General features: G+C 71.7%; 13 protein-coding genes. 6 read left to right on the plus strand and 7 right to left on the minus strand.

The genetic code is table 11. The features are described 5' to 3' along the window. Window positions 1-17: 17 nt before the first annotated feature. Together G514_RS31040 and cysC are read right to left on the minus strand one after the other, a co-directional pair. On the minus strand, window positions 18-527 hold the full coding sequence (locus G514_RS31040) for an arsenate reductase/protein-tyrosine-phosphatase family protein (protein ID WP_028650277.1): 510 nt from the start codon (window positions 525-527) through the stop codon (window positions 18-20). Next, a complete protein-coding gene (gene cysC / locus G514_RS0101270; RefSeq protein ID WP_028650278.1) occupies window positions 524-1726 on the minus strand; it encodes an adenylyl-sulfate kinase in 1203 nt (400 codons plus the stop codon). The genes G514_RS31040 and cysC overlap by 4 nt, the downstream gene beginning before the upstream one ends. Before the next feature lie 34 nt (window positions 1727-1760). On the opposite strand from cysC, the gene G514_RS0101275 reads away from it, so the two are divergent. The 4 genes from G514_RS0101275 to G514_RS0101295 all read left to right on the plus strand — a co-directional run bounded on the left by G514_RS0101275 (window position 1761) and on the right by G514_RS0101295 (window position 4450). Further along, entirely contained in the window at window positions 1761-2720 is a 960-nt protein-coding gene (locus tag G514_RS0101275; RefSeq protein ID WP_028650279.1) for an asparaginase, read from the plus strand. A 306-nt stretch (window positions 2721-3026) separates the two neighbouring features. After that, window positions 3027-3470, plus strand: a complete 444-nt coding sequence (locus tag G514_RS24235) for a helix-turn-helix domain-containing protein (RefSeq protein ID WP_036563172.1) — start codon at window positions 3027-3029, stop codon at window positions 3468-3470. Between the two features lie 5 nt (window positions 3471-3475). Beyond that, window positions 3476-4063 carry a hypothetical protein gene (locus G514_RS30820; RefSeq protein WP_211222007.1) on the plus strand — a complete coding sequence of 196 codons (588 nt, stop codon included), beginning with the start codon at window positions 3476-3478 and terminating at the stop codon, window positions 4061-4063. Between the two features lie 99 nt (window positions 4064-4162). After that, window positions 4163-4450 carry a DUF2516 family protein gene (locus G514_RS0101295; RefSeq protein WP_028650281.1) on the plus strand — a complete coding sequence of 96 codons (288 nt, stop codon included), beginning with the start codon at window positions 4163-4165 and terminating at the stop codon, window positions 4448-4450. 351 nt (window positions 4451-4801) lie between these two features. Here G514_RS0101295 and G514_RS0101300 read toward each other — a convergent pair whose 3' ends face one another. Together G514_RS0101300 and rfbB are read right to left on the minus strand one after the other, a co-directional pair. Further along, entirely contained in the window at window positions 4802-6187 is a 1386-nt protein-coding gene (locus tag G514_RS0101300) for a sugar nucleotide-binding protein (protein ID WP_028650282.1), read from the minus strand. A gap of 123 nt (window positions 6188-6310) precedes the next feature. Then, a complete protein-coding gene (rfbB, locus tag G514_RS0101305; RefSeq protein WP_028650283.1) occupies window positions 6311-7309 on the minus strand; it encodes a dTDP-glucose 4,6-dehydratase in 999 nt (332 codons plus the stop codon). A gap of 53 nt (window positions 7310-7362) precedes the next feature. Between rfbB and rfbA the strand changes: the two genes are divergently transcribed. After that, on the plus strand, window positions 7363-8229 hold the full coding sequence (rfbA, locus tag G514_RS0101310) for a glucose-1-phosphate thymidylyltransferase RfbA (RefSeq protein ID WP_028650284.1): 867 nt from the start codon (window positions 7363-7365) through the stop codon (window positions 8227-8229). Window positions 8230-8238: 9 nt separating this feature from the next. Here the strand turns inward: rfbA and G514_RS0101315 are convergent, their stop codons facing one another. Genes G514_RS0101315 through G514_RS0101325 form a run of 3 tightly spaced genes read right to left on the minus strand, consistent with a single transcriptional unit; the run spans window position 8239 to window position 11106 of the window. Next, window positions 8239-8703, minus strand: coding sequence for a GNAT family N-acetyltransferase (locus tag G514_RS0101315; RefSeq protein WP_028650285.1), 465 nt, complete (start codon window positions 8701-8703; stop codon window positions 8239-8241). A gap of 54 nt (window positions 8704-8757) precedes the next feature. Beyond that, complete coding sequence (locus G514_RS28850) at window positions 8758-9885, minus strand: glycosyltransferase (protein WP_051246434.1); 1128 nt, start codon at window positions 9883-9885, stop codon at window positions 8758-8760. A gap of 51 nt (window positions 9886-9936) precedes the next feature. Beyond that, window positions 9937-11106, minus strand: a complete 1170-nt coding sequence (locus G514_RS0101325; protein WP_028650286.1) for an HNH endonuclease signature motif containing protein — start codon at window positions 11104-11106, stop codon at window positions 9937-9939. 527 nt (window positions 11107-11633) lie between these two features. Between G514_RS0101325 and G514_RS0101330 the strand changes: the two genes are divergently transcribed. Further along, window positions 11634-14417 carry an alpha-amylase family glycosyl hydrolase gene (locus G514_RS0101330; RefSeq protein WP_028650287.1) on the plus strand — a complete coding sequence of 928 codons (2784 nt, stop codon included), beginning with the start codon at window positions 11634-11636 and terminating at the stop codon, window positions 14415-14417. Window positions 14418-14442 lie beyond the last annotated feature (25 nt).

A 14442-nucleotide genomic window follows, 5' to 3' on the forward strand; every position in this document is an offset into this window, starting at 1 on the left:
TCTGGTCTGCGGGCGCGTCAGCGGGCCAGAGCGGGCAGCACGGTGTGCAGCAGCTCGTCGAGGTGCGCCACGCACCCTGCGGCGGCCTCCTCCCCACGACGATAGGGGTCCGGCACGTCGAGTGCGGGATCGGCGTTCCGGCGCGTGCTGCCCAGATGGGCCAGCAGGCCGTCGCGGTCGAGGCCCTCGGGCGCCTGCTCGAGCGCCCTGGCGAGCTGGCCCAGCGTGAACACCTTCCGGAACATCGCGGGGTGGTCGTCGAGGACGAACGTGCGGTGCGCCGCCTCCATCGTGACCACCAGGTCGGCCTCCTCGAGGAGCGCCGTCGTCAGCCGGCGGCTGCGGAACGCCGAGGTGTCCAGGTCGGCCGGCAGGACCGCGACCATGTCGGGGTTGATCGGCTCGCCGTCGCGCGCGTGGGTGCCCGCGCTGCCGAACTCCACGTCCGCCGGGCCCGCCGCCCGGGCCATGGCCTCCGCGGAGGGCGAGCGGCAGATGTTGGCCGTGCAGACGAACAGCACCTTCACAGCGTGAGGTACCCGGCCTCGCGCAGCCCCGCCAGCACGTCGCCCAGCGCGTCCTCGATGGTGCGCCCGGTCGTGTCGACGCGGACGTCGGCGTCGGCGGGCTCCTCGTAAGGGGACGAGATGCCGGTGAACTCCGGGATCTCGCCGGCGCGGGCGCGGGCGTAGAGCCCCTTGCGGTCGCGGCGCTCGCACTCCTCCAGCGGCGTGGCGACGTGGACGAGGAAGAACGCGCCGCCGGCGTCGGCCACCATGGCCCGCACCTGCTTGCGGGTCTCGTCGAACGGCGCGATCGGGCTCACCACTGCGACGCCGCCGTGTCGCGAGATCTCGGCGGCCACCCAGCCGATCCGGCGGATGTTGGTCTCGCGGTCCTCGCGGGAGAAGGTCAGCCCGGCCGACAGGTTGCGGCGCACGACGTCGCCGTCGAGGCTGGTCACCGTCCGCTCGCCCTGCTCGAGCAGCAGGTCGACCAGCGCGCGGGCCAGGGTGGACTTGCCGCTGCCCGAGAGCCCGGTGAAGAACAGCACCAGCCCCTGGCGGTCGGCCGGCGGACGGTCGTGGTCGACCACTGCGGCGACCTCGGGCGGGTAGTCCGTGTCGTCCTCGCGCAGGCCGTGGACGGGGTCGCCCGCGGCGTACGCCTCGACCACCTGCACCCCGAGCGCGTGGTCGGCCTCGGGGTCGCCGTGTGTCGGCACCGGGACGGTGACCACGACGGCGTCGGGCAGCAGGGCGGCGGCGGCCCGGGTCGCGCGGACCAGTCCCACCGGGGACAGCCACGGGGTGCCCGTGCCGGTGAAGGCGAGCAGCGTGACCGGGCCGAGTCCGGCGAGCTCCTCGAGCTGCGCGGTCGTGATCGGGTCGGCCAGCGGGACGACTGTGCGGCCGGTGTGCTGGGCGCGGTACGCCGCGGGGGTGAGGGCGAGCTCGCGGAACGGGCCGAACTGCGGGTGGGTCAGCGGGTCGACCACGCCGGCGGGCCACGACACGCGCGCCAGCGGGAGCCCCTCCGGGTCGACCAGCTCGACCGCGCCCACCGAGCGGGCCTGGGCCGCGACCGGCTCGGGCAGCGTGAGCGTGACCGGGCTCCCGGGCCGGTTGAACGCCGCGTCGTCGCCCAGCGCGCCGCTGGTCAGCAGCTCGAGGTCGTCGAGCTCCACCGGCGTCGGGCAGTGCTGCGGCACGGGTGGGGTCGGCACGAGCCGCATCCTCTCAGGCTCCTATCGTGAGCGCATGCCAGCACCCGTGGTCGTCGCCGAGGTCGTCCGCTCCGGCTTCGTGGAGGGCCACCACCACGGCTCGGTCGTGGCGCTGGCCGCCGACGGCGCCACCGCGTGGTCGGTGGGCGAGGTCACCGCGGCGGTGCTGCCGCGGTCGTGCAACAAGCCGATCCAGGCGCTGGGCATGGTCCGGCTCGGCCTCGACCTGCCGCCCGACCTGCTGGCGCTCGCGTGCGCCTCGCACAGCGGCGAGGCCTTCCACCTCGACGGTGTGCGCCGCATCCTCGCGCTCGGCGACCTCGACGAGTCGGCGCTGCGCAACGTCCGCGACTACCCCCTCGACGACGCCGCCAAGGTCGCCGCGATCCGGGCCGGCGAGGAGCCGCGGACCCTGTTCATGAACTGCTCCGGCAAGCACGCCGCGATGCTTCTCACCTGCGTCGTCAACGGCTGGGACACCGAGACCTACCTGTCTCCTGAGCACCCGCTCCAGCAGGCGATCGCCGAGACGTTCGCCGAGGTGACGGGCGAACCGGTCGAGGTGACCGCGGTCGACGGCTGCGGCGCCCCGCTCCTCTCGACGTCGCTGACCGGTCTGGCGCGCGCCTTCCGCGCGCTCGCGGTCGCCACCGACGGCCCCGAGCACCGCATCGCCGAGGCGATCCGGAGCCACCCGGCGTACGTCTCGGGCACCACGCGCGACGAGCTCAAGCTGCTCACCGCGGTCCCGGGCGGGATCGGCAAGGCGGGGGCCGAGGCGTGCTACGCCGTCGCGCTGCCCGACGGCCGTGCGTGGGCGCTCAAGATCGACGACGGCGGCGCTCGCGCGAGGCCGGTGGTCATGGCGGAGGCGCTGCGCCGCGACGGCGTGCCGACCGAGCCGGGCGTCGACGCCGGTGCGCTCGACGACACCGGCGTGGTGCCGGTGCTGGGCGCGGGTGAGCCGGTGGGCGAGATCCGCGCGGCGTTCTGATGTCGGGAGCGGTGGCGTTCTGCGGGCTGCTCGTGCTGGCCGTGCTCGCCTGACGCTGCGGCCGCTGGGCCGCGGTCCTGCTGGGCGTGGGCGCGGTCGCCTCGTTGTTCGTGAACCACTCGATGGAAGGCCGCGTGCTGCACTCGTTCTCGGGGTCGCACGGCCTCACGGCCGGTGACCTGGTCAGCCTGTGCGGCTTCCTGCTGGCAGTCGCACTCCTCGTTTTCCCTCGTGAGCATTGAGGATGTGACTCGACGCACACCCCCTCAGTTTGCATTTGCTAACTCCAGTTAGCACTATGGAGACATGGCAAAGGGACGGGTCGAGCGGGTCGGCGAACAGGTCAACAAGACCGCCGAGGCGCTCGGTGACTACCTCAAGGAGCAGCGGCTGCAGGCGCGGCTGTCGCTCCGCCAGCTGGCCGAGCAGGCGGGGGTCTCCAATCCCTACCTCAGCCAGATCGAGCGCGGTCTGCGCAAGCCCTCCGCCGAGGTGCTCCAGCAGATCGCGAAGGCGATGCGGATCTCCGCGGAGTCGCTCTACGTCCGGGCCGGGATCGTCAACCCGGTCGACGGGGTGGGGGGCTCGGTCGAGCTCGCCGTGCTCGGCGACACCCGGCTGACCGAGCGTCAGAAGCAGTCGCTGCTCGATGTCTACGCCTCGTTCCTGGCGCTCAACGGCGCCCACGAGACGGCGCAGGGCACGGACGACGCGCCCGCCGCAGACGCAACCACCACCGAGAAGGAGTGAAGAAGATGGCCACCAAGACCAAGTTCGACCTCAACGTGTCCGACCTGAAGGCCGAGGCCCAGCGCGGCCTGCACGCCGGCGTCGGCGCCGCGGACCTCGCCCTCGAGACCGTGCGCGAGTACGTCTCCGAGGCGCAGAAGAAGGCGCAGAAGCGCTTCGAGGCCGCCCAGAAGGACGCTCAGAAGGCGCTCGCCACCGCCCAGAAGTCGGTCAAGGACTTCGAGTTCCAGCCGAAGGCGCTGCGCTCGCAGGCCACCACTGTGGTGACCAGCCGCGTCGACGAGCTGTCCAAGGACGCCAAGGCTCGCCGTACCGCCATCGAGAAGCGGGTCTCCGACCTGCAGAACGACGCGCAGAAGTTCGTGACGGTCAACGTCGAGACCGCGACCGGCACCTTCGACAAGCTCGCCAAGCGCGGCGAGAAGGTCGTGAAGCGGATCCGCAAGGAGACCTCCGCGACCGTCGACCCGGGCCCGGTCAAGAAGTCGACCGGCACGACGACCACCGCCAAGAAGGCTCCGGCCAAGAAGGCCCCCGCGAAGAAGGCCACCGCCAAGAAGGCTCCGGCCAAGAAGGCCACCGCCGCCAAGTGACCTGCTGGCCGGCTCCGCCGGCAGCGCCGCACTACGCGAGACCCCCGCAGGACTCCTGCGGGGGTCTCGTCGTCCCTGCCGACCACTAGGCTTCCTGCTATGGACAGCGTCTTCGCCATCGAGGGCACGATCGGGCTGGTCGTGTTCTTCGCGATCCTCGTGGTGAAGATCTTCGCCTTCGGCAGCGCGCTGACCTTCTCGGGCGACGCCTACGAGGCCGCCGGCAAGCTCACCAAGCCCGCCTGGCTGATCATCCTGGGCCTCGGGGTCGCCCTGACCTTCGTCCCCGTCGGCGGCGTCATCATCAACGTCGCCACCATCGTGGCCGCGCTCGTCTACCTCGTCGACGTCCGCCCGGCCCTCGCCGGCCTCACCCGCCGCCGCTGACGGGTCGGGTGCCCTCGCTGCGGAGATCTCGACAAGCTCGATCGGCGGTGGCCCGGTCGGGTGCCTCCGCTGAGGGGCGCCGTTGCTCGGCTGTGTCGTGGTGGCGCACTACGGTGGCTGAGGTGCGAGGAGCGCCAGCGACGAGCCTCGAAGCCTGGTGAGCTGGGGCTGGGCCCGGCTCCGGTCGGGTGCCTTCGCTGCGGGGATCTCGACAAGCTCGATCGGCGGTGGCCCGGTCGGGTGCCTTTGCTGCGGGGGATCTCGACAGGCTCGATCGGCGGTGGCCCGGTCGGGTGCCCTCGTCGCGGGGCTTCGAGGCTCAGGCGCAGAGCGCTCGGCTCCGTCGCCGCGTCAGGCTGAGCCGGCGAGGTACCTCTCGAGCGCGACGCGCGCGTCCTCGGGCTCGAAGCCGGTCGCGCGGAGCTTGGACAGGTCCATCACGCTGCGCAGCGGGCGCGGCGCGAGGTCCTTGCCGGCGAAGTACTCCTCGGTGGTGACCGTCGAGACGTCGTCGGCCGAGCGGCCGCTCAGCTCGAAGACGGCCTTGGCCACGTCGGCGAACGACGTGGGGTCCCCGCCGTTGCTGACGTTGTAGGTGCCGTACGCCGCGCCGACGTCGAGCAGGTGCTTCGTCGCGCGGGAGAGCTCGGCGGTGAACGTGAGCCGGCCGACCTGGTCGTCGACCACCGCCGGGCTGACGCCGTTGGCGGCCAGCTGCTGCATGGTGCGGACGAAGTTCTTGCCCGAGCCGATCACCCACGAGGTCCGCAGCACGTAGTGGCGCGGAGCGGTCGACACCGCGACGTCGCCGGCGGCCTTGGTCTGGGCGTAGACCCCGAGCGGCGAGAGCGGCTCGTCCTCGGTGTGCGGGTCGACGGTGCCGTCGAAGACGTACTCGCTGGAGTAGTGCACCAGCGTGAACCGGTGCTCGGCCGCGAGCCGGGCCAGCGTGGCCGGGGCGCCGGCGTTGGCGGCCCACGCCGTACGCCGGCCCTCGGGCGTCTCGGCCGCGTCGACCGCGGTGTAGGCCGCGGCGTTGAGCACGAGGCCGTACTCGTTCCACGGCCAGGCGGCGACCTGCTCGGGGTCGGTGACGTCCAGCTCGTCGAGATCCACCAGGTCGGAGCCGGGGAAGTCGGCCTGCAGGGCGGTGCCGAGCTGGCCCTTCGAGCCGACGACCAGCGTCTTGCGCGGCTTCATCGGCTCGACGTCGCCGAGCATCGGGGTGGCGAGGTCCTTCTCGCTGATCTCGGCCTCGCCCAGCGGGATGGGCCACGGGATCGCGACGGTCGGGTCCGCGAGGTTGAGCGCGGGGTAGGCCAGGCCGGGGCGCCAGTGGTCGTTGACCAGGTAGGAGTACGTCGTGCCGTCCTCGAGCACCTGGTAGGAGTTGCCGACGCCGCGCGGCACGAAGACCGCCACCGACGGGTCGGCCTCGATCGTGAACACCGCGCCGAACGAGTCGCCCTCGCGCATGTCGACCCACGCGCCGAAGATCCGGCCGTGCGCGACGCTGATGAACTTGTCCCACGGCTCGGTGTGCACGCCGCGCGTGACCCCGCGCCGGGCGTTGTAGGCGACGCTGTGCTGGACCGGCCCGAAGTCGGGGAGTCCGAGCGCGGTCATCTTGGCGCGCTGCCAGTTCTCCTTGAACCAGCCGCGGTTGTCCTCGTGCAGGGGCAGCCGGACGACGAGCAGCCCGGGGATCGGGGTCTTCTCCACGGAGAGGTCGGCCATGGTTTCAGTCCCTGCCTTCGCTGCGGTGGTCTCGACGCCCGTCGCGACCTCGTTCCTCGGTCGCGGGGCGTTCTCGACCTTCGCCCGCGACGAGCCCGCTCGTCCCTCGCGGGCTCTGCGGGCTCACTGACCCTTGGTGGCGTAGAAGGCCTCGGTGGCCTGCTTGTGGGGGCGCCACCAGTCCTCGTGGGTGCGGTACCACTCGACGGTGTCGGCGAGGCCGGCCTCGAAGTCCTGGAAGCGCGGCGACCAGCCGAGCTCGGCGCGCAGCTTGCCGGACTCGATCGCGTAGCGGCGGTCGTGGCCGGCGCGGTCGGTGACGAACTCGATGTCGTCCTCCGAGCGGCCGAACAGCCCCAGCAGCGCCTTCACGACCTGGAGGTTGTTGCGCTCGCCGTCGGCCCCGATGAGGTAGGTCTCGCCGGAGCGGCCCTGCTCGAGGATCCGCAGCACCGCCGAGGAGTGGTCATCCGCGTGGATCCAGTCGCGCACGTTGAGTCCGTCGCCGTACACCTTCGGCGGGACGCCGTCGATGAGGTTGGTGATCATCCGCGGGATGAACTTCTCGATGTGCTGCCAGGGGCCGTAGTTGTTGGAGCAGTTGGAGATCGTCGCGCGCACGCCGAAGCTGCGGACCCACGCGCGCACCAGGTGGTCGGAGCCGGCCTTGGAGGCGCTGTAGGGGGACGACGGGTTGTACGGCGTGTCCTCGGTGAACCGCTTCGGGTCGTCGAGGTCGAGGTCGCCGTAGACCTCGTCGGTCGAGACGTGGTGGAGGCGGACGTCGTGGCGGCGCGCGGCCTCGAGCAGCGTGAAGGTGCCGACGATGTTGGTCTGGATGAACGGGCCCGGGTCGTCGAGGGAGTTGTCGTTGTGCGACTCCGCGGCGAAGTGGACCACCGCGTCGTGGTCGGAGAACAGCTTGTCGACCAGCGGGCCGTCCGCGACGTCGCCGACGACGAGCTCGACGCGGTCCTGGGGGAGCTCCTCGAGCGACTCGCGGCTCGCGGCGTAGGTGAGCTTGTCGAGCACCGTCACCGACTTGTCGGTGTTGTTGACGACGTGGTGCACGAAGTTGGAGCCGATGAAGCCGGCGCCACCGGTCACGAGAAGGTCAGCCACGGGCGATCAGCCTAATTTCTCCGGGCGGATCGGCCTAACTAGGGTGAACCACCATGCGCGGAATCATCCTGGCAGGCGGCACGGGCTCTCGGCTGCACCCGATCACCCTCGCGGTGAGCAAGCAGCTCATGCCCGTCTACGACAAGCCGATGATCTACTACCCGCTCACCACGCTGATGCTGGCCGGGATCCAGGACGTGCTGGTCATCACCACCCCCCACGAGGCAGAGCAGTTCCGCCGGCTGCTGGGCGACGGCTCGCAGTTCGGCGTCCGCATCACCTACGCCGTGCAGCCGAGCCCCGACGGCCTCGCGCAGGCGTTCATCATCGGCGCCGACCACGTCGGTGACGACCGCGTCGGCCTGGTCCTCGGCGACAACATCTTCTACGGAGACCGGCTCGGCGCCCGCCTCAACCGGTTCGACGACCTCGAGGGTGCTGCGGTGTTCGGCTACCGCGTCGCCGACCCCACGGCGTACGGCGTCGTGGAGTTCGACGCCGACGGCAAGGCGCTCTCGCTCGAGGAGAAGCCTGCGGAGCCCAAGAGCGACTTCGCGGTCCCAGGCCTCTACTTCTACGCCTCCGACGTCGTCGAGAAGGCTGCGGCGCTGAAGCCGTCGGCCCGCGGCGAGCTCGAGATCACCGACCTCAACCGCACCTACCTCGACGAGGGCCGGCTCCAGGTCGAGGTGCTGCCGCGGGGCGCGGCGTGGCTCGACACCGGCACCGTCGACGACCTCAACGAGGCCAGCAACTACGTGCGCGCCATCGAGCACCGCCAGGGCCTCAAGATCGGGTGCCCCGAGGAGGTCGCCTGGCGGATGGGCTTCATCGACGACGCCCGGCTGCGCGAGCTCGCCGAGCCGCTGGTCAAGAGCGGCTACGGCACCTACCTGCTGGGCCTGCTCGACCACCGGTGACGCGATCGCTCAGCGGCCGCGGCGGTCCACCCGCTCCCACGGCCAGTCGGTGCTGAGCCAGGCCGCGACGGCGTCGGCGAGCGGTACGTCGAGCTCCGCCCGGTCGGCTCGCACCCAGGTGTGCACGACGACGACCGCCTCGTCAGAACGCGACGGGTAGAGGTAGACGCACCCGACGACGTCGTCCGCGTCCTCCGGATCGAGCACCGTGAAGGTGAAGCCCGCCCGCCGCTCGAAGTCGTCGGCATGGCGACGCAGGTCGCCGAGGTTGGCCTCGAGCGTCATCCCCTCGCGCGGTGGCCAGGTGCTGCTCTCCGAGTAGCCGGGCGTCGAGCGGATGTGCTCGATGCTCGACATCCACGCGGCGTGGTCGGCCTCGTTGTGCTGCGGCCCGAGTGGCTCGAGCCGGAACCGGTCGGTCACCAGCGAGGTCGGCGGCTCGAAGCCGGCGGGCACGAACTCCTCCGAGGTCATGACCGGGACCGTAGTCGGCCCGCCCCCCCGGCTTCACCCGACTTTCAAGCTCCCTCAGACGGCCAGTCCGGCCCACACGGCGTCGGCGTCGGGCATGGCGGCGATCTCGTCGCTGACGCGCTCGGCCGCCGTCCGGAACGACGGGTCGCCGGTCACCTCTCCGACCGCGGACCGGATCGTGGCCGCGGAGTAGTCCTCCGGAGCGACGACCACCCCGGCACCGGTGCGAGCCATGAGCTCGGCGTTCTGCGGCTGGTCGGTCCCGCGTGGCAGCGCGACCTGCGGGACGCCGTGCACGAGGCCACCGAGCATCGTCCCCGACCCGCTGTGGGAGACCAGCAGGTCGGCCCGCTCGAGCAGCGCTGCCTGGGGGACGAACTCCGCGACCACGGCGTTCGCCGGGACCGGGCCGAGGTCTCCGGCATCGAGCGGCCGGCCGGTCGTGGCGACGACGAGACCGTCGTAGTCCGCGAGGGCGGTCAGCCCGGCCGCGAAATCGGCCGCGTCGGCGTTCTTGACCGTCCCGAGGGTGAAGTAGGCGACGGGCCAGTCGGCGGCCAGCGCCTCCGCCACCGCAGGCGGGAGCTCACCGGGCTCACCGGCACTCGGCCGCACCGGCCGGGCCGCCGGCCAGGGCAGCGGGCCGTCGGGCTGCAGCGACGGCGGGCAGAGGTCGAGCGCCACCTCCGACGAGGCGTGCTCCCACAGGCCGGGCTCGCCGATCGCCGCGCCGACCGGGCCGAGGACCTCGGCGTAGAGCGGGAACATCGGCCCGATGCCGTGCACGACCCCGGGGACCCCGAGCCGATGCGCGAGCAGCGACCCAGCCGCCTCGAGCACCTCGTGGATGACGATGTCGGGCCGCCAGTCCTGCGCCATCGCGAGCAGGTCGGCGAGCCGTGCGGTCGCGGGCCGACCGAACAGGACCACGACCCCGTCCATCATCTTCTGCTCGTCGGGCGCGCCTTCGGCGGCCCACACCGCGCCGTGCGCGGTCCACACCTCCGCCCACGTCGGCCCGACCGCGTGCGCGTCGAGGCCGCGGCTGGTCAGCTCGCCGACCAGGTCGGGCCCGGTCGCGACGTGGACGTCGTGACCGGCGCGCTCGGCTGCCCGGATCAGCGGCAGCATCGGCAGGACGTGTCCGTAGGCCGGGCACGACGTGAACAGGACCCGAGCCATGGTCGGCAGCGTCCCACGCGGGCCGCCCGCCCGTCGACGACGGAGGCCGGCTCACGTGCGTCGGTGGAATGTGTACTTGCCGGTGGGGAGTCGGGTGAGCTGGTAGGTCTCGTCGTGGGCTCGGGTGTGGTGGTGTGGGCAGAGGGAGACCAGGTCGCGGAGGTTGGTGGTGCCGCCGTCGACCCAGCGCTTGAGGTGGTGGGTGTGGGTCATACCCGGTGGCCAGTCGCAGTCGTGGATCTCGCAGCCGCCGGCCTCGATGGTTTTGGCGAGGCGTTGGGCTGGGGTGGCGAAGCGTTGGGTGCGGCCGAGGTCCAACACTTCGGATTTCCCGCCGAGGACCGCGGGGATGATCCCGGCGTTGCAGGCGAGGCGGCGGGCAGCACCGGGGCTGATCATCTCGCCGGTGTCGAGCTGGGCTGCTTTGAGGCGTCCTTCGATGGTCTCGAGGGTGATGAGGGCGACGACGGTGGCGTTGAGCCCACCGGTCTTGGGGAGGCGCTTGGTGGGGTAGCGCTCGATGTACTCGGCGAACGCTTGGCCGAGCCGTTCGGGGGTGGGTCGTCGTTGCCCGAGCGGGCCCTTGCTGGCTTGGTGCTTAGGGGCGGCGATGGCGAAGAGGGCTTTCTTGAGCATCGCGCCGTGCAGGGTGTCGAGGGTGAATCGGCCGTGGACCTTGCCGTGTCCGTCGTCCCACATGGTCAGCCGGGTGGCTGCGGCGGCGTCGCGTTCTTCGCGTTCGAGGAGCTTGGCCTCATGCGCGTCGGCGGTCTCGGGGGAGACGATCTCGAGGATCCGGCGGCCGAGGATCTTCAGTGCCTTGGCGTCGAACTGGCCGGCGAGCGCCAGCAGCCGCTCCTCGGCCTGGGTGGCGATGGCTGGGTCGAGGTCGTCGGGGAGGTCGGCGAGGGCGCGGAGGATGACCTCGGCCTGCTCGACGTGGACACGCCCTTCGGCGAGCGCGGTCCGCGTCGCCGGGTGATTCTCGAGTCCGTCGGCGAGCCGCATCGACCGGTGGGCGGCGGCCCTGGTGGTGCGGGTGGTAGCGGCGTGCCAGGTCGCCGTCGACGATGCGGCCGTGTTGCTCGGGAGCTCGATCTGGGTGGCGTGGGAGAGCAGCCGCGCCTTGAGCTCGGCCAGCTGCGACTCGGCGGCCATCACCTCGCTGATCACGGCAGTGGTCTCGTCGGCGTTCATCGACCACAGCGGGACATCGGTCACTGCCGACAGTTCAGAGCGCACGCCAGCGACCGCCCGGGTGACCGGGTGGGTGTGGTGGGCGAGCGCTGTCATGAGACCCATTCCAGCACCGACCACCGACACCTGCTGGAGGGTCGAATCCGGCTGTGGACAAGGGGTTCCGGGACCGTGGTTGTGGACGATAAGTGGTCATCGAGAGCGGGCGGAGGCGGCTCCGTGCCCTTCGCTGCGGTGATCTCGACAAGCTCGATCAGCGGTGGTGCGGCGGGTGCCGTCGCTTGGTGGTTCCGAGACGGTCGCTAGCGCGACCTCCTCAACCAGCGGTGGGCGGCAGCGGTGGTTCAGCGGATGCCTTCGCTTGGTGGTTTCGAGGCTCGGCCGTGGCCGGCCTCCCACCTCAACCACCGTGGGCGCCGTACCACCGCACGACCGCAGCCGGACGCCGCCGCACCTCAACCGGCGTGAGGCGGAGGAGACCCCTTGCCGGGTGGGGCGGGCGGGCCTAGCGTGCAACCAACGCTGGTGGTCCACATCTCGGGAGGGAACCCATGCGCACCCTGCTTGCCGCACCCCTGGCGGCGGCCCTGGTCCTGGGCGTCTCGTCGCCCGTCGTCGCGAGTGGCCACCACGGTCACGTCGACGCCCACAGGCACCACGGGCACGGCCACCATCACGGTGGCTACGCCCGGCACGCGCCGCGGCCGGGGCTGACCGACCAGGACTTCTACTTCGTCATGGGCGACCGGTTCGCGAACGGCGACGCGAGCAACGACACCGGCGGGCTCGGGAGCGACCCGCTGGTGAGCGGGTTCGACGCCACGAGGAAGGGGTTCTACAACGGCGGTGACCTGAAGGGGCTGCGCGAGAGGCTCGACTACGTCCAGGGGCTCGGCACCGACGCGATCTGGCTGACGCCGATCTTCAAGAACAAGGCGGTCCAGCTCGAGGACGGCCCGTCGGCGGGCTACCACGGCTACTGGATCACCGACTTCACCCAGGTCGACCCGCACCTCGGCACCAACCAGGACCTCACCGCGCTCGTCGACGCCGCCCACGCGCGCGGCATGAAGGTCTTCTTCGACATCATCACCAACCACACCGCCGACGTGATCGGCTACACCGAGGGCGACCGGACGGCGTACGTCTCGAAGGACGTGAGCCCCTACCGAACGGCGAGCGGCCAGCCGTTCGACGACCGCGACGTCGCCGGGTCCGACGACTTCCCACCGCTCGACGCCGACACGTCGTTCCCCTACCACCCGGTGCTCACGCCGGAGGAGACGAACCTCAAGTCGCCCGCGTGGCTCAACGACGTGACGATGTACCACAACCGCGGCAACACGACGTTCACCGGCGAGGACAGCCAGTACGGCGACTTCTTCGGCCTCGACGACCTGTTCACCGAGCGGCCCGAGGTGGTCGACGGGATGGTCGACATCTACCGCGCGTGGGTCGAGGGCTTCGGCATCGACGGCTTCCGGATCGACACCATGAAGCACGTCAACGACGAGTTCTGGCAGGAGTTCGGGCCGCGCATGCAGCAGATCGCCGCGCGCGACGGCAACGACGACTTCTTCATGTTCGGCGAGGTCGCCCTCGACGGCAGCGGTGCGGCCCAGAAGAGCTTCACGTCGCACTACACGACCCACGACGACATGCAGGCCGTCCTCGACTTCCCCTTCCAGGACGCCGCGCGCGGGTTCGCGTCGAAGGGGCTCGGCAACCAGCAGCTCGCCGCGTTCTTCGCGAACGACGACTGGTACACCGACCGCGACTCCAACGTCTACGAGCTGCCGACCTTCCTCGGCAACCACGACATGGGCCGGATCGGGCACTTCCTGACGGCCGACAACCCCGGCGCCACGGACTCGGAGCTGCTCGCGCGCGACCGGCTGGCGCACGAGCTCATGTACCTCTCGCGCGGCAACCCGGTCGTCTACTACGGCGACGAGCAGGGATTCACCGGCGCCGGCGGCGACCAGGACGCCCGCCAGACGATGTTCGCCAGCCAGGTGCCCGACTACCTCGACGACGACCTCATCGGCACCGACCGGACCCACGCGCAGGACAGCTTCGTCGCCGGCCACCCGATGTACCAGTCGATCAAGGCGCTGGCGGCGCTCACCGAGCAGCACCCGGCGCTCCGCGACGGCGCCGAGCAGGTGCGCCACGCGTCCAGCGGACCCGGGGTCTTCGCGTTCTCGCGCGTCGACCGACGGCACCAGAAGGAGTACGTCGTCGCGCTCAACAACAGCGAGTCGGCCGCCTCGGCGGCGGTGCCGACGTTCGTCCGCCAGGGCGGCTTCCACAAGGTGTACGGCGCGGGCCCGGCCCACCTGGCGACCGGCCACGACCGGACGCTGCCGGTGAGCCTGCCGGGGCTGTCGACGGCGGTCTACGTCTCCGACAGCCGGATCCCGGCGTCGCACTCCGCGCCGCGCATCGACCTCGCCCAGCCCGCGCCGGCCGAGGTGTCCCACGGGCGCATGCACGTCGCCGCGCAGGTGCACGGCGACTCGTTCTACGAGGTGACCTTCCAGCGCAAGGTCGGCCACGGCGGCTGGCGGACCATCGGCGTCGACGACTCGGCCCCCTACCAGGTCTTCGACGACGTCTCGTCGCTCGCGCCGGGTCGCGGCGTCTCCTACCGCGCGGCCGTCCTCGACAACGGCGGCCACACCCGTGGCTCGACGCCGCGCAGCGCGACCGTCCCCCGCACCCGCGTGACGATGGCCGCGCCGACCGACGGCGGCACGGTCAGCCGCATCGACCCGGTGGCGCTCACCGCGACGGTCGACCCCGAGCGGCCGCTCCAGTCGGTGGAGCTCCAGCGCAGCGTCGCGGGCGGCCCGTGGACCAGCCTCGGCACCGACACCTCGGCGCCGGCGTACACCGCCACCGACGACGTCTCGGCGCTGCCGCTCGGCACGTCGGTCCGCTACCGGGCGGTCCTGAGCGAGCACGGCGTGGTGCAGGCGACCAGCGCGCCCGTCACGGTGACCACCGCGCCGCCGCAACCGGCGGTCGGCTCGGTGACGGTGGCCGGGAGCCTGCAGTCCGAGCTCGGCTGCCCCGACGACTGGCAGCCCGGCTGCGCGGCGACCCACCTGGCCTTCGACACCTCCGACGGGAAGTGGCACGGCACGTTCACGCTGCCCGAGGGCGGCTACGAGTGGAAGGTCGCGATCAACGACTCGTGGGACGTCAACTACGGCGTCGGCGGCGCCGCGGGCGGCGCCAACCTCGTCCTCACCGTGCCCCCCGGCGGCGACACCTACGTGTTCACCTGGGACCAGGTGACGCACGTGCCCTCGGTGGCCCCGGCGGGATAGTCCCTGACGATCGGGCCCCTGGTCG

The sequence above is a fragment of the Nocardioides halotolerans DSM 19273 genome (assembly GCF_000422805.1).
Lineage (GTDB): Bacteria > Actinomycetota > Actinomycetes > Propionibacteriales > Nocardioidaceae > Nocardioides > Nocardioides halotolerans.

What these genes read in the sequence shown, in the direction of transcription:
- G514_RS0101275 (WP_028650279.1), top strand. Translation starts at nt 1,761, where the DNA reads ATGCCAGCACCCGTGGTCGTCGCCGAGGTCGTCCGCTCCGGCTTCGTG.
- G514_RS24235 (WP_036563172.1), top strand. Translation starts at nt 3,027, where the DNA reads ATGGCAAAGGGACGGGTCGAGCGGGTCGGCGAACAGGTCAACAAGACC.
- G514_RS30820 (WP_211222007.1), top strand. Translation starts at nt 3,476, where the DNA reads ATGGCCACCAAGACCAAGTTCGACCTCAACGTGTCCGACCTGAAGGCC.
- G514_RS0101295 (WP_028650281.1), top strand. Translation starts at nt 4,163, where the DNA reads ATGGACAGCGTCTTCGCCATCGAGGGCACGATCGGGCTGGTCGTGTTC.
- G514_RS0101300 (WP_028650282.1), bottom strand. Translation starts at nt 6,187, where the DNA reads ATGGCCGACCTCTCCGTGGAGAAGACCCCGATCCCCGGGCTGCTCGTC.
- rfbA (WP_028650284.1), top strand. Translation starts at nt 7,363, where the DNA reads ATGCGCGGAATCATCCTGGCAGGCGGCACGGGCTCTCGGCTGCACCCG.
- G514_RS0101315 (WP_028650285.1), bottom strand. Translation starts at nt 8,703, where the DNA reads ATGACCTCGGAGGAGTTCGTGCCCGCCGGCTTCGAGCCGCCGACCTCG.
- G514_RS28850 (WP_051246434.1), bottom strand. Translation starts at nt 9,885, where the DNA reads ATGGCTCGGGTCCTGTTCACGTCGTGCCCGGCCTACGGACACGTCCTG.
- G514_RS0101330 (WP_028650287.1), top strand. Translation starts at nt 11,634, where the DNA reads ATGCGCACCCTGCTTGCCGCACCCCTGGCGGCGGCCCTGGTCCTGGGC.